This is a genomic window from Thioalkalivibrio sp. XN8 (genome assembly GCF_011058255.1).
Taxonomy (GTDB): Bacteria; Pseudomonadota; Gammaproteobacteria; order Steroidobacterales; family XN24; genus XN24.
This window is the reverse complement of record NZ_JAALFH010000011.1, coordinates 14988-31631: the sequence shown is the minus strand read 5'-3', so window position 1 is coordinate 31631 and position 16644 is coordinate 14988. Positions and strand designations below refer to the sequence as shown.

At 65.4% G+C, this 16644-nt stretch carries 17 protein-coding genes; 6 read left to right on the top strand and 11 right to left on the bottom strand.

From position 1 onward, the window contains the following. Positions 1 to 1348 precede the first annotated feature (1348 nt). The 5 genes from G6N75_RS01285 to G6N75_RS01265 all read right to left on the bottom strand — a co-directional run bounded on the left by G6N75_RS01285 (position 1349) and on the right by G6N75_RS01265 (position 5852). On the bottom strand, positions 1349 to 1882 hold the full coding sequence (locus G6N75_RS01285; RefSeq protein ID WP_165346257.1) for a hypothetical protein: 534 nt from the start codon (positions 1880 to 1882) through the stop codon (positions 1349 to 1351). A gap of 70 nt (positions 1883 to 1952) precedes the next feature. Then, a complete protein-coding gene (locus G6N75_RS01280; protein WP_165346256.1) occupies positions 1953 to 2297 on the bottom strand; it encodes a hypothetical protein in 345 nt (114 codons plus the stop codon). Between the two features lie 69 nt (positions 2298 to 2366). Beyond that, positions 2367 to 3500: a DUF3883 domain-containing protein gene (locus tag G6N75_RS01275; RefSeq protein WP_165346255.1), complete on the bottom strand. Its 1134-nt coding sequence runs from the start codon at positions 3498 to 3500 to the stop codon at positions 2367 to 2369. A gap of 71 nt (positions 3501 to 3571) precedes the next feature. Beyond that, a complete protein-coding gene (locus G6N75_RS01270; protein WP_165346254.1) occupies positions 3572 to 4267 on the bottom strand; it encodes a hypothetical protein in 696 nt (231 codons plus the stop codon). Positions 4268 to 4805: 538 nt separating this feature from the next. After that, on the bottom strand, positions 4806 to 5852 hold the full coding sequence (locus G6N75_RS01265; RefSeq protein WP_165346253.1) for a GGDEF domain-containing protein: 1047 nt from the start codon (positions 5850 to 5852) through the stop codon (positions 4806 to 4808). A 254-nt stretch (positions 5853 to 6106) separates the two neighbouring features. On the opposite strand from G6N75_RS01265, the gene G6N75_RS01260 reads away from it, so the two are divergent. Together G6N75_RS01260 and G6N75_RS01255 are read left to right on the top strand one after the other, a co-directional pair. Then, positions 6107 to 7900 carry a hypothetical protein gene (locus G6N75_RS01260; RefSeq protein ID WP_165346252.1) on the top strand — a complete coding sequence of 598 codons (1794 nt, stop codon included), beginning with the start codon at positions 6107 to 6109 and terminating at the stop codon, positions 7898 to 7900. A 70-nt stretch (positions 7901 to 7970) separates the two neighbouring features. After that, a complete protein-coding gene (locus G6N75_RS01255; RefSeq protein WP_165346251.1) occupies positions 7971 to 8489 on the top strand; it encodes a type 1 glutamine amidotransferase domain-containing protein in 519 nt (172 codons plus the stop codon). Positions 8490 to 8555: 66 nt separating this feature from the next. On the opposite strand, the gene G6N75_RS01250 is transcribed toward G6N75_RS01255, so the two are convergent. The 4 genes from G6N75_RS01250 to G6N75_RS01235 form a co-directional block, all read right to left on the bottom strand. Next, positions 8556 to 9275, bottom strand: a complete 720-nt coding sequence (locus G6N75_RS01250; RefSeq protein WP_165346250.1) for a DUF1499 domain-containing protein — start codon at positions 9273 to 9275, stop codon at positions 8556 to 8558. Positions 9276 to 9316: 41 nt separating this feature from the next. Next, positions 9317 to 9838: a CIA30 family protein gene (locus G6N75_RS01245; protein WP_165346249.1), complete on the bottom strand. Its 522-nt coding sequence runs from the start codon at positions 9836 to 9838 to the stop codon at positions 9317 to 9319. Positions 9839 to 9868: 30 nt separating this feature from the next. Further along, positions 9869 to 11167, bottom strand: coding sequence for a hypothetical protein (locus tag G6N75_RS01240; protein ID WP_165346248.1), 1299 nt, complete (start codon positions 11165 to 11167; stop codon positions 9869 to 9871). Positions 11168 to 11295: 128 nt separating this feature from the next. Then, positions 11296 to 11664 carry a DUF423 domain-containing protein gene (locus G6N75_RS01235; RefSeq protein ID WP_165346247.1) on the bottom strand — a complete coding sequence of 123 codons (369 nt, stop codon included), beginning with the start codon at positions 11662 to 11664 and terminating at the stop codon, positions 11296 to 11298. A 104-nt stretch (positions 11665 to 11768) separates the two neighbouring features. Here G6N75_RS01235 and G6N75_RS01230 point away from each other — a divergent pair, with 104 nt between their 5' ends. Both G6N75_RS01230 and G6N75_RS01225 read left to right on the top strand, forming a co-directional pair. Further along, complete coding sequence (locus tag G6N75_RS01230) at positions 11769 to 12686, top strand: winged helix-turn-helix domain-containing protein (RefSeq protein ID WP_165346246.1); 918 nt, start codon at positions 11769 to 11771, stop codon at positions 12684 to 12686. Between the two features lie 110 nt (positions 12687 to 12796). After that, positions 12797 to 13225 (top strand): hypothetical protein, encoded by a 429-nt coding sequence (locus G6N75_RS01225; protein WP_165346245.1) that lies wholly within the window; start codon positions 12797 to 12799, stop codon positions 13223 to 13225. Here G6N75_RS01225 and G6N75_RS01220 read toward each other — a convergent pair. Continuing rightward, on the bottom strand, positions 13222 to 14148 hold the full coding sequence (locus G6N75_RS01220; RefSeq protein WP_165346244.1) for a pirin family protein: 927 nt from the start codon (positions 14146 to 14148) through the stop codon (positions 13222 to 13224). The genes G6N75_RS01225 and G6N75_RS01220 overlap by 4 nt on opposite strands. 208 nt (positions 14149 to 14356) lie before the next feature. Here G6N75_RS01220 and G6N75_RS01215 point away from each other — a divergent pair, with 208 nt between their 5' ends. Both G6N75_RS01215 and G6N75_RS01210 read left to right on the top strand, forming a co-directional pair. Continuing rightward, positions 14357 to 14926, top strand: a complete 570-nt coding sequence (locus tag G6N75_RS01215) for a hypothetical protein (RefSeq protein WP_165346243.1) — start codon at positions 14357 to 14359, stop codon at positions 14924 to 14926. A gap of 116 nt (positions 14927 to 15042) precedes the next feature. Further along, a complete protein-coding gene (locus tag G6N75_RS01210) occupies positions 15043 to 15435 on the top strand; it encodes a hypothetical protein (protein WP_165346242.1) in 393 nt (130 codons plus the stop codon). Here the strand turns inward: G6N75_RS01210 and G6N75_RS01205 are convergent. Further along, positions 15373 to 16548 (bottom strand): cation diffusion facilitator family transporter, encoded by a 1176-nt coding sequence (locus G6N75_RS01205; RefSeq protein WP_165346241.1) that lies wholly within the window; start codon positions 16546 to 16548, stop codon positions 15373 to 15375. The genes G6N75_RS01210 and G6N75_RS01205 overlap by 63 nt on opposite strands. Positions 16549 to 16644: the final 96 nt, after the last annotated feature.

Here is a 16644-nt window from a genome sequence, read left to right as displayed (position 1 = left end):
ATCGTCACTTAGAGAGTGAGGCGTGACTCTATTGGCCCGGAGGCGATAGTGCCTCGCCGTGGTTGTTGCGGAACTGTGTCCAAGTAACATCTGTGCGTCGTATAGTGGCATGTCGCTAGCGGTTTTCTTGCGCAGATCCTTCTCTTGAAACGGGATCTCCAATGCAGTCGTCCTAAGCGCCCGACGCATGAACCGCTGCCATAATGAGTCAAACCCACTGACAGAGCCACTGCCCTTCACATAGCAGTCTCCTCGCCGAGTGCAGAATAGCCAAGGAACATCTGTCCGAGGTCGCGAGTCGAGAGCTTCCTGAACGGCATTGCGAAGCTGCGTGGTCCACTGGATCAACACTGCGGTACCAGTTTTTGAAGTACGAACATGAATCCCCTCGGTATTGAGATCGGCGGTCGTGACCCGCAGTAAATCTGATCTGCGGAGGCCCGTAAGCAACTTCAATGTGATGTAGCACCGCAGTGGTTCTCCAGCGGCCGACAAGGCTTCTCGGAGTTCCCAGTCCTCTACATAACGTTCGCGCCGCTTGATCGGGTTCTTCTTGACCTGTCCCTTTATCGGATTGTTGTCCAGAATTCCCCACTCAACCGACTTAGACAGGGAGTGTGACAATACCTCTAGGTCCCTATTAGCAGACGCGGCTCCGTGTCTGCGTGTAACCTCGTCCCGGTACCTATAGGCATGTCGAGGCTTCAGCACTGCTACCGGCACCTGGCCGAATACCAACCTCAAGCGCCTGAGCGAGAGCTGGTTCGACACCTGAGTCTTGGGAGCCTTCGCGGGGACCACCTCGGCTGCGTAACGATCGAAGAGGTCTCCAAGTAGCCTTATCCCCTCGGGCGGATCCAACCGCAGTGCCCATACCCGATACGCCTCTGCCAGCGTCACCCCCAGTCGAAATTCCTGTTTTCCGTCCCACTGGCTCTCCGAGCCAGGTGGGACCCGGTAGTAGTAGGCCCCGTGCTTATGCCGCCACCGGGCGGGGAGGGGGCGATTCTCGGGCTTCCGTGGCTTTGGCATCACCGCAGGGCTTCGAAGTCAGGTTCAGGATAGTCCAGGCACGGTGCCGGGAGGATCCCGCCCATTACGGCCTCGAAGTGGCTTCGGGAGACTAGGGGGCGACCGTCACCCCGGCGGATACAAAGGAACCCATTAGAGCGTAACCAGCGGATCTGAGCAGACGATCGGCGCCGACCAGTGATGGCCTCGAGCTCGCGATCCGTCAGATATATGGGCTGGTTAATCAATTCACATTTCCTATGGGCGCACCTATACCGTCAAGCAACGGTCGGTGCGCCCCTGCGCATCCGATCCGTTGCCAATCCACGCCCGGGGACTACCTCGCGGGTGTGGGGCTGTTACCAGAGCCACCGGCCAGGGCCACGAGGTCCCGGGAAACGTCACGGAGGTTGCGGGAGAACTCAATCTCGCCACCTTTCGTCACGTACTTGGTCACATACATCGAAACAGCCACCGGGTTTGCCACGGGCCAAATCCGGGAGTAGCCCGCGATTTCGTCCAGGCCGAACCAGTTGTCCATCCAGTCCAAACGACGCGTCTCTGCGACACCGCTCAAGAGCGCGTGTAGGTGGATACGGCCACCTTTAGTCAATTCGTAGGCCACCACCCAAAACACGCCGAACGGCTCGCGCTTGTGCCAACGGTGGCCGAACAGGTGCTTATTCAGCTTGCTGATCCAAACCCGGTAGAGCTTGAAAGCTCGTTCCTGATGGACGTCATCGGTAAATGTCAGGGTGACAAACCACTGCCAGGGATACCTGGCGATGAACTCGCCCAAGGCAAGGCGACGCAAGACCCTCGGATGCTTGCGGTATTCGTCGGCCAGAGCTTGTTCTAAGGTGGATTCCATACACCTTAGGCTAGCCGAAAAAAGAGGGGGAATCAATCCCCCTCTATTCATCGTTTCGAGTTGACCCTGTCTAGGTGAGCGTCGGATCTCTGACGGTGTGCTCTTTGCCTTTCTTATCCTTAAATTTGAGCTCGCCGGAAACGGCCTTCCAGAAATTCGATAGCTTGCTTGCCATCACCCAGGCCAGGGATTTATCCGCGTGTTCGCCGTCCGCTGGCAGCTCGTCCCGAAACCGAATACCCAGGATTTCCTCGTACTTGCGGATCGTCCGCTTGTCGTGAACGAGGTAGAGCACCTTCCAACCCAATTTACGGCCGGTGACATAGGCGCCAATCGCGCTTTCGAGCGTTGGCAGCTGGCCCTTGAAGGCCTTGATCCTGTCATCGAATCTATCGATGGTCTCGCGCTCGGACATGGCTGCTACCTGGTGAGTTCGTGTGGCCAACATCTCACAGGGAAGGTGGCCTGACAACTCCTCAGGCACTTACTCTTGTTTCGTCGTTCTTTTGGGGCGAGCCTCAAATAGGCGAGGGACCAATTCGAAAGAATCGAGTAGTTGGCCGGTCTGAACATAAACCTGCGGGTTCTTGGGGTAATTGAAAACTCGGTATACCCGGTACTGCTCCCCGTACTCTTTCGCAACCTCGACCTCGTTCGCGGAAATCAAGAATGGCATTTCGATTCCACTACGAGTCGTCTTGACCTCGATGAATATCTCCACTCCATCCGCATCGAAGGAGCGAATGTCATAGCCCAGGCCGTCGCCATCGACATCCGAAACCCATCGGACCTTCTCGGCGAGGTCTGTGCGGCCCGCGGTCTCTAGTCGCCAGACCTCGTATTCAAGGACGATTTTCTCGCCCGATCGACCGAGTTTTCGATTTCTTTCCTCTCTAGCGGAGTAGTCGATCTTAGTTGCTCGCCGAGTGGGTCGTGTATTCGAAGATTCTCTGGGCGCATCTGGGGGAGAAACAACCCATCCCGAGAAATCGACCGTTTCCGGCTCTGGATCGACCCCAAGGTCACCGGTCTCTAATGCCGACTCTAGTTGATGTTCTTCCGCCGCAATGTGCTGGCGAACGATGTCGGCTAGCAACTGTTGATAGTTGCGGGCAGGTTTATAACCCGCGATGTATGGCAGGCCTTCATCCAAGAGGACCGCGCTAATGTTCTGATGCTTGAACTCGATGGAGCCTTTGGAGCGATTGAGCCCGTTCTCGATTAAGAGATTTCGATGCTTGGTCTTGTTGTAAGGCTGGCCGGTCTGCTCCTTGTGCCACATCGCGAAGTAGTCTGAGACGACCCTTCGCACTTCCTCCTCGGACCACTCGTCGCCGCCCGTCTTTGCTGGCTTCGTTTGGATTTCAAAGCCCGACTCGTTGGTTTCCTCGAATTCCAAAAGGCCTTCGTTCCTGAAGAAACGGAGCCATCCAGCGACCGGCTCTAATTGGCCTTCGAGTAATCCGGTTTCGGGTGTGGAGGGTGGATCATGCTCCACGCTCGTTACGAATGCGTCCTTTGACCGACCATCGAATTCAAGTAACCGGTGGTACCAGCGCTCTCTTGCGCTGCCTTCCTGGAAGTCCCCCGTCTTTCGCACCTTCAGAATCTGTGCCATCACTTTCCTCTCACGTGTCCCTCATGTGAGTCAGAGCACCCCTCGGATCGTTACCGGGCGAGGCATCCTGCTTAACCCATCTGCCGACTCTGCTTTAGGGCATATGCCTTCCGGATGATTCGCGCAGCCTCGTCTACCTGGTCCTCTCGATCGATCTTGAATGATGTGTAGGAGGGCAAGTCCCGCTTCAGGTCCAGAGTCGATTCCGAGTAGTTATCAAGCGAGCCATAAACTGTGACTCGCAGAGATACGTCCCGCGGCTGAATTACCACGGCCCAGAAGTTTGGCGTCTCCACGAACTTCTTGGAGCTGTCATGGTAGATCAGCTGGCCCGAATGCCATTCTCTGACTCGGCTCAACAGAAGCTCTCCGGTCCGTTTTAATTCAGGCGGAAGGCCCTGCAGAAACTTAGTATCCCCGGGTCCCATGGAGATGCCGGGACTCTCTGTTCCTTCGGATTCCGAAGGTGGAGGATTGGAATCTCCGGCGTTGTAGACGACGCGTTGCCATTCCTCGGGCTCCCTGTACGAATTCGCATCGATGAATACCGCGTATTTCGAGGATCCTCGATTCAAGACCTTGACGGGCATGGAGAAGCCTATTCGGTCCTGAGCATCGACTACATGCTGAAGCACCAACACAATGGAGACGGATCCGTAGGTCAGGACTGGGGGGCCAAGAGCCCCAATTTCGTCGGGGGAGAGTTCTGCTAGCCATATTCCGCGGCTAACCCGCTTTACATCGTTAAGTGTGAAAGTGATCGACATCGTAGCGCCCTCTGTCCAGTCTCACTGGCCAGTATATATTCCCAGTGAGAAAATTCAATGCCTCCACTTGGTGTCCCATAGCTGGAACGATATTCTCTGTTTTTCAATGCCTTAGCGGATGGTGGCCGACCCTATCTATGGGACAACCCAAAGCCATAGGGCTTTGTTTCTAAAGATGAAATGCCGTCAGCCGTGTCTGGCTACGAACCAGAAGGTCGGGAGTTCGAATCTCTCCGGGCGCGCCAGTCAAACAAGAAAGGGTCCCATCGGGGCCCTTTTTTGTTTGACCGATGTATCTGGAGAGAGTCGAACTCCCGACAAATAAGAGCGAGTTCGAGCCGAGGCCGACGTAGTCGGCCGAGACAACGGTGCCGCATAGCGGCGCCGGTAATCTCTCCGGGCGCGCCAGTCAAACGAAAAAGGGTCCCACCGGGACCCTTTTTTGTTTGACCGATGTATCTGGAGAGGTTCGAACTCCCGACAGACGATGGCGAGTTCGACCGCGAGGCCGGCGGTGCCGGCCCATCTCTCCGGACCATCAGGCCACGCGCTCGCCGGCACGCCGCCTGGGCAGTTCCGCCGGCGCGGACTCGGGCGCCGGCGCGATCCCCACCCGGTCGCGGCCGGCTTCCTTGGCGGCGTACAGCGCCTGGTCGGCGCGCGCGAGCCACTGCGACCAGCCTTCGTCGTCGGACTGCAGCAAGGCTCCGCCCATGGACACCGTCACCGGGCCGCCGGGCGACCTCAGCCGCGGCCGCAGGTGCTGCTGGAGGCGATCCAGCGCCAGTTCCAGCCCGGCCTCGTCGGTTTCCGGCAGCAGCAGCACGAATTCCTCGCCGCCCATGCGGTACAGCCGGTCCTTGCTGCGCAGCGCCTGGTTCACGTGCTCGACCAGCGCCTTCAGCACGCGGTCGCCCGCCTCGTGGCCGTAGCTGTCATTGACGCGCTTGAAGTGGTCGAGGTCAATGACCGCCAGCGCATGAGGAAGGCCGTGCTTGCGCGCGACCGTGATCGCTTCGCGCAGGTCGTGCTCCATCATGCGGCGATTGCCGGCGCCGGTCAGCTCGTCGAAGGTCGCCAGTGATTCGAGCGTCGCCTGCTGCGTGTCGGTGGCCAGCGCGAAAATGTAACCATAGAGCGACACCAGCAGGCCGCTGCCGGCAAAGGTCGCCTGCTCGATTCGGGTCGCTTCGCCATCAAGCAGCACGAGCAGGCCGATGATCAGGACCACGTTCAGCCCGAGGCCCATTTTCGGGCCCCCGAGCATCAGGTTGACCAGCAGGATCGGCGCCGCCCAGAGCAGGATCAGCTCGTCTATCGCGAAACTCAGGCCGAGCGCCGCGCCGGTCAGGATGAACGATACGGAACGGGCCACCAGGCTGATCCGGTCGAAGCGCCAGGCGTACCAGATGGCGATCCCGAAGCTGGACACCAGGGCGAACTCGAGCGAGGCCACGACCCACTGGCCCTGCAGGGCGCGCCAGAACGCGAACGGCAGAATAGCCGCCCCCGCCGTGACCCCGAAGATCACCAGCAGCGCCAGGCGGCGATCCTCGCCCACCAGTCGGCTGTGCGTCCGAAACATTTCTCGCCATGGCCTCCCGTGGAACGGCCACCATAACCCGCCATTATTACCGCACCAAGCTGCGGCAGTTTATGTGATGCGGATCGAGAAAACCCGGCCGCGCCCGGCCGCAGCATGCGGGGCCTTCGCCGCCGCGGGATCGAGCGTGGTCTGTTTGTCGCTCTGCATGCCGTCGCCCGCGGAGTAGCCGTAGCCTCGGCCCGCGCTCCGCGTAGCCACTTGCAAAAATCTGCCGGACTGCGTGAGATTGGCGGGTGAGCTTCTTCTCCGAACTCAAGCGCCGTCACGTCTTCCGCGTGGGACTCGCGTATGTCCTGACCGCCTGGCTGGTGCTCCAGGTGGCCGACGTGGTGCTGCCGATCCTGGACGCCCCCCATTGGGTGATGCAGGTCCTGCTGGCGTCGCTGGCGGTCGGCTTCCTCATCGCGGTGGTCCTCGCCTGGTTCTACGAGCTGACGCCGGAAGGCGTGAAGCGCGAGGACGACTCGGCCGAGCCAGGCCCGCCCGATCCCCATGCCGGCCGGCGGCTGGACTACGCCATCATCGGCTTGCTGGTCGTGGCCCTGGTCTATTTCGCCTGGGACAACGTCCAGCCGGGCTTCCGCGAGGCTAGGGCCGAGCAGTCCATCGCCATCCTGCCTTTCCGCGACCTCAGTCCCGCCGGTGACCAGGCCTGGTTCGGCGAGGGCATCGCCGAGGAACTGCTCAACGCGCTGGTGCGCCTCGGTGATCTCGAGGTCGCGTCCCGGACCGCCAGCTTCGCGCTCGCCGGCCCCTACGCCAATGACGAGGTCGACATCTCGGGGGCCGCGGCCCGGCTCGGGGTGGCGCACATCCTCGCGGGAAGCATCCGCACCGACGGCAGCCGGGTCCGTGTCACCGCCCAGCTGATCGATGCCGCCGCGGACCGGCCCGTATGGTCGGAGTCCTTCGACGGCCGCCTGGACGACATCTTTCGCATCCAGGACGAGATCGCCGCGGGGGTCGTGGAAGCGCTGCAGGTGCGGCTGGGCGGGCAGGCGCTGGCCGAGGCTGCCGACGAACTGACCCGCGATGCCGAGGCCTACCGCATGTACCTCCAGGGGCGCCAGCTGTGGCGCCAGCGCGAGGCCACGAGCCTGCGCCGGGCGGTGGAGCTGTTCCAGCGCGCGGTGGAACGCGATCCCCAGTTCTACCGGGCCTGGTCCAACATGGCGGCGGCCTACCTGAGCATTCCCGACTACGACAGCAGCGCGGTGTTCGAGGAGTACGTGGCCCTGGCCCAGTCGGCCGTCGACCGTGCGCTGGCGATCCGACCCGACTCGTCCGAGGCCCTCACGATCAAGGCTGAACTCGCGATCTACCAGTGCCGCATGGTGGATGCCGCGCACCTCTTCGAGGGCGCGATCGCCGCGAATGCCTCGGATCCGACAGCCCATCACTGGTATTCCTTCAACCTGGCGCGCTACGGTCACGTCGCCCGCGCCCTGGAGGAGATCCGTGCGGCCAAGGCCATCGATCCGCTCATCACCGCGGTGATTTCCTCGGAGGCCGATTACCTGCTGATCCAGGGCGACCATGAAGCGGCGGCGACCTTGTACCGCGAGGCGGGGGTCCTCGGCATGGGCAGCGGCGAGGTGAAGGCGGTGCGGGCGGAAGCGCTGGGCGGCGACCATGCGAACGTCGGCAAATTGCTGGAGCGGATGGCAGAGGGCCCGCGCAAGGAACTGGCGGTGCGCTGGTATGCCGCGCTCGAGAACCCCGCACTGGCAGCGGATTTCGCGGACTTCGTGCGCACCTCGGCGCCGTTCGAAGGGTATTTCGTGCGCGGCAGCGTCAGCGAAGCGCTCGCCGCCCTCGGGTCGCCCTACCTGCTCGAGTTCCTGGCCGAGGATCGCTGCGGCCTGATCCCTTTTTCGGTCTGGAGCGAAAGCTTTCGTCCGCTGCGCTCGACGCCGGCGTTCCGGGAGTGGATGGAGCGGTGGGGCGTGGTCGATTACTGGCGCGAGTTCGGCTGGCCGGACGACTGCGCGTCGCTGAATGCCGGCGAGGCCCAGTGCCCGCGTTGAGGCTTGCGCGAGCAGCGGCCGGTTCCGGTGACTATCCTTTGGGCGTGAATCGCAAAAAAGGAGGTCTCCGGTGAGCATCAACAGCAAGCACGTCGCCATTCTCGCCGAGGACGATTACCAGGAACTGGAGCTGCATTATCCGCGCCTGCGCCTCATCGAGGCCGGAGCGAGAGTCAGCGTGCTGGGCGCCGGCAAGGACGTCTATCACAGCAAGAAAGGCTATACGGCCGAGTGTGACGCCGACGCCGCGGAGGTCGACCCGGCGGACTTCGACGCCGTCGTCATCCCCGGCGGCTATGCGCCGGACAAGATGCGCGGCCATGACAGCATGGTGCGCTTCGTGCGGGCGCTGGCGGAGGCGAACAAGCCGGTGGCCTGGATCTGCCATGCCGGCTGGATGGCCGTATCGGCCGACATCATCCGCGGTCGCAAGGTGACTTCGGTGGCCTCGATCCGCGACGACATGGTCAACGCCGGCGGTGAGTGGGTCGACGAGACCGTCGTCGTGGACGGCAACCTCATCAGCAGCCGCGTGCCCGACGACCTGCCGGGTTTCTGCAAGGCGCTGCTGAAGGCCCTGGAGGCCTGACAATTCCGCCGTGCTGCTGGTGGTCTTCCTGTGTTCGGGTCGCCGCCTGAGGCCGAACCCCCGCGCTCAACTTCCCGCTGCGCGGAACTCCTGCAGGAAGCTCTCGATCCGCGCCGCGTTCGCACCGACGTCGCTGCGGCCCACGCGCGACTTGGAGCGGATGTCGACCCGGCTGCCGGTGGCCGTCGGCCGGACGCGGATCACCACGTCGTCCTTGAAGCCGAACCAGAAGGTCGTGGCAGTCGCCTCGATCCGGCCTTCCGCCGGCACTGCCGCTACGATCTCCCAGCCCATGTCCCGGGCCACGGCCTCGGCGCGGGCAAAGGCCTCGGCGGGGTCCAGGGTGGTGTCCAGCGGCTGCACGTCGGGATAGGCCTCGCGCTGCTGCGCGGCGACTTCTTCGCCGGGATACTCGGGCGGGTTGGCCGCATCGGCCCGCAGCGGCAGCACGGCGACGAACACCGGCGGGTCGGCCGTATCCGTGGTGATGTCATGGATGAAGGGCAGCGAGCGCACGGTCTGCAGTCCGTTCCACGGTATCCAGGCCGTCAAGATGCCGATCACCAGGGCGGCGAGCAGCATGGGTGCCGCCGCCCGGCGGGTGCGCGGAATCACCAGCAGCACGACCGCCAGCAGGGCGGCAGCCACGCCGCCGAAGAAGGCCCAGCGCATGAGCTGGAAGCCGGTGCCGTACTCCCAAAACCCGAAGCGGGTGCCCGGCCCGGCGCTCAGCAGCAGCAGGGCGGCGACGACGGCGAGCAGCACAGTGATCCTGGCGAACTTCATCGCGAGACTCCCGGAAGCGTGGTCGAACCCGGCCTAGGGTATCAGGCATCCGCCAGGGCGAGCTGCGCGACCTGGAGGTCCGCCTCGAACGCCTCGCCGTAGGCGACTACCGCGATCGACTTCAGGCCGGAGACGTCGAGGCGCCCGAACACGGACTTGCCCTCGAAGGCCGTGAAGGGAATGAACTGCTCCTGCCAGTGGGTGGCGACCCTGACGGGCGCCCGGAAGTAAGACCAGGGCAGCCAGTTCTGGCCCGTGCGCAGGTGAATGTAATAGGGCCCGGGGCGGCCGCGCGCGGTGATGCGGACGCCGCTCCAGGCGCGGGCATCGAGGGCCCTGCCGCGCGGATCGAGCGGCAGCCGGGCCTGGATGAAGCCGCCGCGGTTCTCCAGCCGCACGGTGCCGCGCATGCTCAGCACCGGGCGGCCGTTGTCCTGGCCGTAGCCGAGCTCCATGTCCGACCGGCCGCCCATGACCCGGTCGGTGAAGCCTTCCCAGCGCGTGCCCAGCGCCGAGACGCCGTCGCCGCGGCTGAAGTCGTCGATCAGCAGCGAGTTACTCATGGGCGGGATTCTACTCCTGCCCGGCAGCGGCTAGTAGGCGGCGTCGAAGCCTACCAGGATGTAGTGTTCCTTGGTCTGGTGGCCGACGAAGGGCGGGCCGAAGTTGTCCTCGCTGAGGAAGTCGACGTTGATTTCCATCACGCCCTTGACGTTGCGCATGAAGAAATACGCGGCGCCGAAGGTCAGCGAGTTGATGTCGATGCCTTCGAAAATGGTGCCGGTATTGTCAAAGTCGCTGGCGTCCGCGTAGTTGTACAGCGCCGACAGGGCCCAGCGATCGTTGATGATGAAATCGACCCCGGCGAAGCCGCCGAACCACTCGTAGTCGATGCTCGGGTCGGCATCCAGGAACTCGTCCCACTGGTTCCACAGCAGCTGCGTGAACCAGTGCGTCCGGGGACCCAGCGACCCCGACAGGTCGAGGCCGTAGATCGTCTTGTCGGTATCCCGGCTGCCGCGGTCCGCCCCGGCGAACCCGGCCGCGCTGCGCTGCTCTCCGACCAGGCCGAACAGGCCCACGTTGACCGGGCCGATCGCGCCGCCGAGGCGGCCGAACACGTTCTTGCTCGAGTCGTTGTCGAACATGCGGTCGGGCCTGCGGAAGCCCGGGCTGTTGATGTTGATGTTGCTGCTGACGCCGTTGCCGTTGGTGAGGCCCAGGGCCAGTTCGACCGGCCCGAGGCCACGGTCGAAGATCATGCCGCGGTCGTAGGTGATGCCGGCGGCACGATAGGCGTAGAAGTCCTGGAACGTGAGGCGGACCTCGCGCGGAAACATCAGGTCCGAGACCTGGAACTGGCCGAGCATGCCGTTGATCCCGCTGCCGGCGATGTCGGCATAGCTGAACCACGCGTCCTCGACGATGACCTCCCCGTTCTCGCCTTTCTCGGCAAAGATGGCGTAGAAGTAGTAGCTGATGTTGTCCGACAAGGGGGCGCTGGACAGCAGCTTGATCAGGTACGGTGCCTGGATGTCGAACGAGGAGCCGTCGCCGGTCGGGCCGGTTTCGTAGTCGATGGCCTCGCCCTCGCGCCCCTGCACGAACGCCTGGGCGCGGACCGCGAGCGGCAGCGTTTTCGGCAATGCCAGCATGTCGTCGCCGGTATCCATCATGGTTTCGCGCCACTGCGGCATGCGCATGTTGTTGCCGGCGAACCACTCGCCGAAGTCGTTCAGGCGCGGGAAGGCCGAGTGACAGGTGTTGCAGCTGACCTGGTATTGCCGCGCAAAGGCCGGCATGGCCTGGGCGGGGTCCGGCCACAGGCAGGCAGCGCCAATGACCAGGGCGAGCGTGGTGAAGGTGGCATGGAGCAGAGTAGTCCTGCGCATGGTGGGGCCTCCTTTCGAGGAGTTGTGGCCCTGGAGCAGGGCCGGCCCCCACAGTAGAACGCAGCGCGGACGAGCGCTGGTTGATATATATCAGTAAACGCGAAAGTAACGTTGCCGGCGGCGCGGACTCAGCCGAGGCGAGTTGCGGCCCAGGCCAGCGCGAGCCAGCCGATGATGAAAGCGACGCCGCCGATCGGTGTAATCGCGCCCAGCGCCCGCATGCCGGTGAAGGCCATGGCGTAGAGCGAGCCGGAGAACAGCAGGATCCCGGCGACGAAGGCCCAGCCGGCGAGATGGACCGCGGCGCCCTGCACCTGGGTGCCGAGCCACGCCACGGCCAGCAGGGCCAGCGCGTGATACATCTGGTAGCGTGCGCCGGTTTCGAACACCTCCAGCATGCGCGCGTCCAGCTGCGCCCGCAGCGCATGCGCGCCGAAGGCGCCGGCCGCCACGCTGAGGCCGCCGAACAGGGCGCCGAGGATCGCAAACAGCTTCATGCGTACTCCCTGGTGGATGGCGACTGACGGGGAGACATTATGCCCGAGCCACGCTGCAGCGTTCTGCCTTGGCGGCCGCCGGCGCCCTGAAGCATCATGTCCGCATGAGCGCGGCCAGCAAGCCTACCCGATTCGGCGATTTCAGCTTCGACCCGGCGGATGGCCGGCTGGAGCATGTGCCCTCGGGCCGCGGTGAGTCGCTGCGGCCGCAGGCGGCGAGGCTGTTGCAGGCACTGCTGGCGGCCGACGGCGGCGTGGTCGGTCGCGACGCGCTGCAGCGCGCCATCTGGGACCAGGGCGCAGTGGTGGATTTCGAGGCCGGGCTGGCGGCGCTGGTGCGCGAGTTGCGCCAGGCGCTGGACCACCTCGACGGGCAGGCCGGGCTGATCGAGACCATCCCGCGGCGCGGCTACCGCCTCCGCGCCGAGCCGACGCCGGAGGTGCTCCCGGGGACGGCGGCAGGCCCCGGCCACTCGCTCCGGCCCTTGGCCTGGGTGACCGCGGCGCTGGTGGTCCTGGCGCTGGCCGGGACGGGCTGGTGGCTCGCCGCCCGCGACCCCGCGGCATCCCCGGAGGCACCTGCGCAGGCCGGGCCGGCCGGCAGCCGTGCCCTGGCCGTGCTGCCCTTCCAGGCCTACGACCAGCCGGCCGCCGCCGGCCCGCGGCTCGAGCTGTTGCTGGCCGATGCGTTCCTGGCCGAACTGTGGCGGGTCGAACTCGACGGCGTCGAGCTCATCGGCCGGGCCACGCTGATGCCTTACGGCGAGCGGGACGATGTCGCGACCGCGGTAGCGCGCGACCTCGGCGTGCAGCTGCTGGTGGAGGGCAGCATGATCCGCGCGGGCGATACCTGGCAGGTGACTGCGAGGCTGCTCGCGATGCCGGGCGGGCGCGTGCTGTGGTCCGGCACGGCCGGCATGCCGGCCGGCGCGCAACCGCCGGTGGCGGCGACGGTGGCGGCGCTCGTGGCCAGCCTGCAGGAAGCCTGGCCCGCCATCCGCCGGGAACTGCCAGGCCAATGAAATCGCGGGCTTAAGGAAAATCCCAGGAAAATTTCAGGTCTTTACCATGGTATTGCCGCTGCCCGGCGGCGACGCTGCAGGCGAATTCCACAGCCATCGGAGAGACCGCCATGAAGTTTCGCCCTGTTGCCGGCCTGCTGTGCGTGCTGTTCGCGCTCGCCCTGCCGCAAGCCACGCTCGCCGCCGACCCCGTCCCGACGACCCAGCCGGGCCCGCATGCGGCCCAGCTCAGCGGCTCGCCGCCCTTGCGCAACCAGGACATCTTTGCGGTGCGCTTCGTCGAGATCAACGGCAACAATATCGTGCCGCGCGAGTTCATGTGGCTCGAGCCCGGGACCTATCGCATCCGCGTCGCCATCCTTGCCGCCCACACCCGGCCGCCCCAGCGCCGGCTCGGCCCCCGCGACGAGGACCCGGAGCAGTACATCATCGAGCTCGAGCTCGAGGCGGGCAAGACCTACCAGATCCGCGGGCGCTTCAACCGGGACAACCCCGAGCAGCCCTTCAGCGTGATCCTGCACAAGGTGGAAGACAACTAGGGTCCTGGCGTGTCCGGCAGCGGGATGTGTTCCCGTTCGCCGGGCACCGCCGCGAAGCGGCCTTCGCGCCAGTCCGCCTTGGCCGCCTCGATCCGCTCCTTGCTGGAGGAGACGAAGTTCCACCATAAGTGCCGCCGCCCGTCGAGGGGCTCGCCCCCGATCACCAGCAGCCGGGCGCCGGCCGGCGCCAGAAGTTCTAGGGCGCCGCGTCCCAGCACCAGCATCCGCCCGGGTGCGTGCGCATGGCCGTTGACCTCGATCTCGCCGGCGACGAGATAGAGCGCGCGGTCGGCGACCCGGTCGTCGAGCGGCAGGCGCGCCCCGGCGTCGAGTTCCACGTCGGCGTACAGCGTCTCGCTCAGGGTCTCCACGGGCGACTGCAGTCCCAGCAGCTCGCCGGCGACCAGGCGCAGCCTGACTCCCTGCTCGTCGAGGGTCGGCAGCTCGCCGGCGGCATGGTGGCGGAAGGCGGGCTCGGTTTCCTCGTGCTGGCGCGGCAGGGCCATCCAGGCCTGGATGCCGAACAGCGGCGCCGGCACCGGGCGTGCGGCCTCCGGCGTGCGCTCCGAGTGCACGATGCCCCGGCCCGCCGTCATCAGGTTCACGGCGCCAGGCTGGATCGCCAGCGCGCTGCCGACGCTGTCGCGGTGCATGATCTCGCCCTCGAACAGGTAGGTCAGCGTGGCCAGTCCGATATGCGGATGCGGGCGCACGTCCATGCCCTGGCCGGGTGCGAAGATGCTCGGCCCCATCTGGTCGAAGAACACGAAGGGGCCGACCGACCGGCGCCGGCCGGCGGGCAGGACCCGACCGACCTCGAAGCCGCCGAGGTCCCGCGTGCGCGGCACCAGTTCCAGCTCGACGGCGGGCTCGTCGGGCGGGGTCGCGTGGGCCTCCGCCAGGGGGCAGGCGTGCCAGCTCATCTTTTCTCCGCTCCAAGCGACCAGGCCCGCAGGGCCGACAGACGCAATCCTGCCCCAGCCTGCGCCGACAGGAAAGCCGACAGCGGATTTCCTGCGTTTTCCGCTCGAAATCCCCCCTGTCGCGCCGGCCGCCGCTGGGGCAGCCTGAATCCTCGCCCCGCATGGAGCGTAGGGCGGGGAAACCAAGCAAAAGACATGGAGGTCGGCAATGAGACACGGAGCGTGGCTTGCAATGATGGTGATGGGCGCCCTGGCGGGCTGGACTACGGTGCACGCGGAAGAAGAGGAGGAACCGGTACCCGAAGACGTGGACACCGCCTGCGCGGCGGTGGCGGAAGGGATTTCGTTCTTCGGCGGGTACCTCGCCGGACTGGGCTTCGGTGACATGGGCAAGGCCCTGTCCGTCCATATCGCGACCAAGTACGGGCCCGACGCGGTCAAGAAGAGGTGCAAGGACTATTACCGGTCGCTCGAAGAACAGAAGAACTCGTTCGACTACAACGAGTTCGTCCGCGACGTCTGTGGCGGCAATCCCCTGACCTGTCCCAACGGCTGGAATGCGCTTAGCGGACTGCCCCGTCGGCCCCAGGACTGCCGCATGTATGTCGTCTGCAACCTGTGGCTGGCGGTCCGTTCGGACAACAGCCTGTCGGTGCAGGACATGCTGAATGCCGGCGCCTTCATCGACCTGTCGCGCCGCGCCGGGCACTGGGATTACGCCAACTTCGGTTATCTCGTCGGCATCGAGGGCACGAGCTCCGCCCTGGACGTCTACTAGTGCCGAGGGCGGCGCCGGCGCGCCGCGGACGGCAGGATTGGCGGGCCGGCTTGCTGCAGCTTGCTGCGCAGCAGGCCGGCCCCGCTTGCGCATGGCCAGAGCAAGGGGAGGGCAGGATGGAGTCTGAGCTGCAGCGGTGGGTATTCTTCGCTTTCATGTTTCTCGTCACGGCGCTGCGGTCGCGCCCGACCTGGGGCGAGCGCAAGGGCCGGGAGATCCGGCACTACGCCGTGTTCTTCTACTGCGGCTTCTTTGTCGCGATTTATGCGGGCGCGCGGCTGTTCGAGCCGCAGTCCCTGGTCGCGGACGGCGTGCTGCGGGACGGTTTCCTGTGGTGGACGGCGGCGGCCGCCACGGCGGGCGTCTTCGGCGGCTCGATGGCCGGGCAATGGCTGCGGCGCGTCACCGCGGGCTGGAGCCTCGACTCGGGCGAGGTGCGCTATCGCCTAGCCGAACCCCCGGGGACCGGCGCCGGCGACGGCAAGAAGGACCGTCACGCGCCGGACTGAGTCCATCCCGCGGCAGGCCTGCGCGAGTTGCTCGGCGAGTTCGGCGGCGGTTGCTGCCGAGCCGCCAGCGTCCGCCGGCAGCCGCAGCTCGATCTCGAGCTGGCCGCCAAGGTAATGCAGCACGACTTCCGGCTCTTCCAGGAGGCCGACGGCCTCCCAGCAGGGACGCAGGCGCTGCAGCACGTGGGCGCGTCCCGGGAGATGGCCGCTGGGCGCCCGCTCCTGGTCGTCCTCCGGGTCGATATGGACCAGGATGTCGCCCAGATCGTCATGGACCTCGCGCAGCGCGCGACCGACCGCCTCGCTGATCCGATGGCCTTCCGACACGCTGATGCGCGGCCCGACCAGTACATGAATGTCCGCCAGCAGCGTGCCGGCCATGCGCCGGGTCCGCAGCTCATGGACCCCGCGCACGCCGTCGGTGTTGCGGGCCGCCTCGAGCAGGCGTTCCTGGGTCTCGGTATCGACGCCGGTGTCGATCAGCTCGAAGGCGCTGTCCCAGATCATTTTCAGCCCCATGCGGCCGATCAGCAGGGCCACCAGCACGGCCGCCACGGCGTCCATGAACCGCAGCCCGGCGAGCGTGGCGCCGACGCCGACCAGCACCACGATCGAGGACACCACGTCGGAGCGGTGATGCCAGGCGTTGGCCTGCAACATGCTGGAGCGCACCCGCCGCGCCGCCCGGATGGTGTAGTGGTACAACGCCTCCTTGGAGAAGATCGCCGCCAGGGCCAGCGCCAGCGCGAGCGGCGTGGGGCTGAGCAGTTCCTCCGGGGCAACGAGGCGGCCCACCCCGTCGAGCACGATCCCCAGCGCGACGCCAGTGAGCACGAGGCCGATGGCCACGGTGGCCAGGGTCTCGATCCGGCCATGGCCGTAAGGGTGGCGCGCGTCCGCCGCGGCATTCGCCTTGCGCGCGGCGAACAGCACGACGAAGTCGCTGGAAAGGTCGGACAGGGTATGCGCGCCGTCGGCGATCAGCGCCTGCGACTGGCTGATCACGCCGCCGACGAGCTGGGCCGTGGCCAGCAGCAGGTTGGTCACCGCGCCCACCAGGGTGACGCGGCGCATGACGAAGTAGCGTTGCTCGCTGGGACTGCCTGCCGGCATGCCGGGTTCTTCCAGGCCGGGGCCTTGGGACGATGCATTGATTCTAGGTGCTGGGGCGGGTGATTTCGAGTAACGGGGCCCGCCGAGGACGCGTCA

What these genes read in the sequence shown, in the direction of transcription:
- G6N75_RS01285 (WP_165346257.1), bottom strand. Translation starts at nt 1,882, where the DNA reads ATGGAATCCACCTTAGAACAAGCTCTGGCCGACGAATACCGCAAGCAT.
- G6N75_RS01280 (WP_165346256.1), bottom strand. Translation starts at nt 2,297, where the DNA reads ATGTCCGAGCGCGAGACCATCGATAGATTCGATGACAGGATCAAGGCC.
- G6N75_RS01275 (WP_165346255.1), bottom strand. Translation starts at nt 3,500, where the DNA reads ATGGCACAGATTCTGAAGGTGCGAAAGACGGGGGACTTCCAGGAAGGC.
- G6N75_RS01270 (WP_165346254.1), bottom strand. Translation starts at nt 4,267, where the DNA reads ATGTCGATCACTTTCACACTTAACGATGTAAAGCGGGTTAGCCGCGGA.
- G6N75_RS01265 (WP_165346253.1), bottom strand. Translation starts at nt 5,852, where the DNA reads ATGTTTCGGACGCACAGCCGACTGGTGGGCGAGGATCGCCGCCTGGCG.
- G6N75_RS01250 (WP_165346250.1), bottom strand. Translation starts at nt 9,275, where the DNA reads ATGAAGTTCGCCAGGATCACTGTGCTGCTCGCCGTCGTCGCCGCCCTG.
- G6N75_RS01245 (WP_165346249.1), bottom strand. Translation starts at nt 9,838, where the DNA reads ATGAGTAACTCGCTGCTGATCGACGACTTCAGCCGCGGCGACGGCGTC.
- G6N75_RS01240 (WP_165346248.1), bottom strand. Translation starts at nt 11,167, where the DNA reads ATGCGCAGGACTACTCTGCTCCATGCCACCTTCACCACGCTCGCCCTG.
- G6N75_RS01235 (WP_165346247.1), bottom strand. Translation starts at nt 11,664, where the DNA reads ATGAAGCTGTTTGCGATCCTCGGCGCCCTGTTCGGCGGCCTCAGCGTG.
- G6N75_RS01230 (WP_165346246.1), top strand. Translation starts at nt 11,769, where the DNA reads ATGAGCGCGGCCAGCAAGCCTACCCGATTCGGCGATTTCAGCTTCGAC.
- G6N75_RS01225 (WP_165346245.1), top strand. Translation starts at nt 12,797, where the DNA reads ATGAAGTTTCGCCCTGTTGCCGGCCTGCTGTGCGTGCTGTTCGCGCTC.
- G6N75_RS01220 (WP_165346244.1), bottom strand. Translation starts at nt 14,148, where the DNA reads ATGAGCTGGCACGCCTGCCCCCTGGCGGAGGCCCACGCGACCCCGCCC.
- G6N75_RS01215 (WP_165346243.1), top strand. Translation starts at nt 14,357, where the DNA reads ATGAGACACGGAGCGTGGCTTGCAATGATGGTGATGGGCGCCCTGGCG.
- G6N75_RS01210 (WP_165346242.1), top strand. Translation starts at nt 15,043, where the DNA reads ATGGAGTCTGAGCTGCAGCGGTGGGTATTCTTCGCTTTCATGTTTCTC.
- G6N75_RS01205 (WP_165346241.1), bottom strand. Translation starts at nt 16,548, where the DNA reads ATGCCGGCAGGCAGTCCCAGCGAGCAACGCTACTTCGTCATGCGCCGC.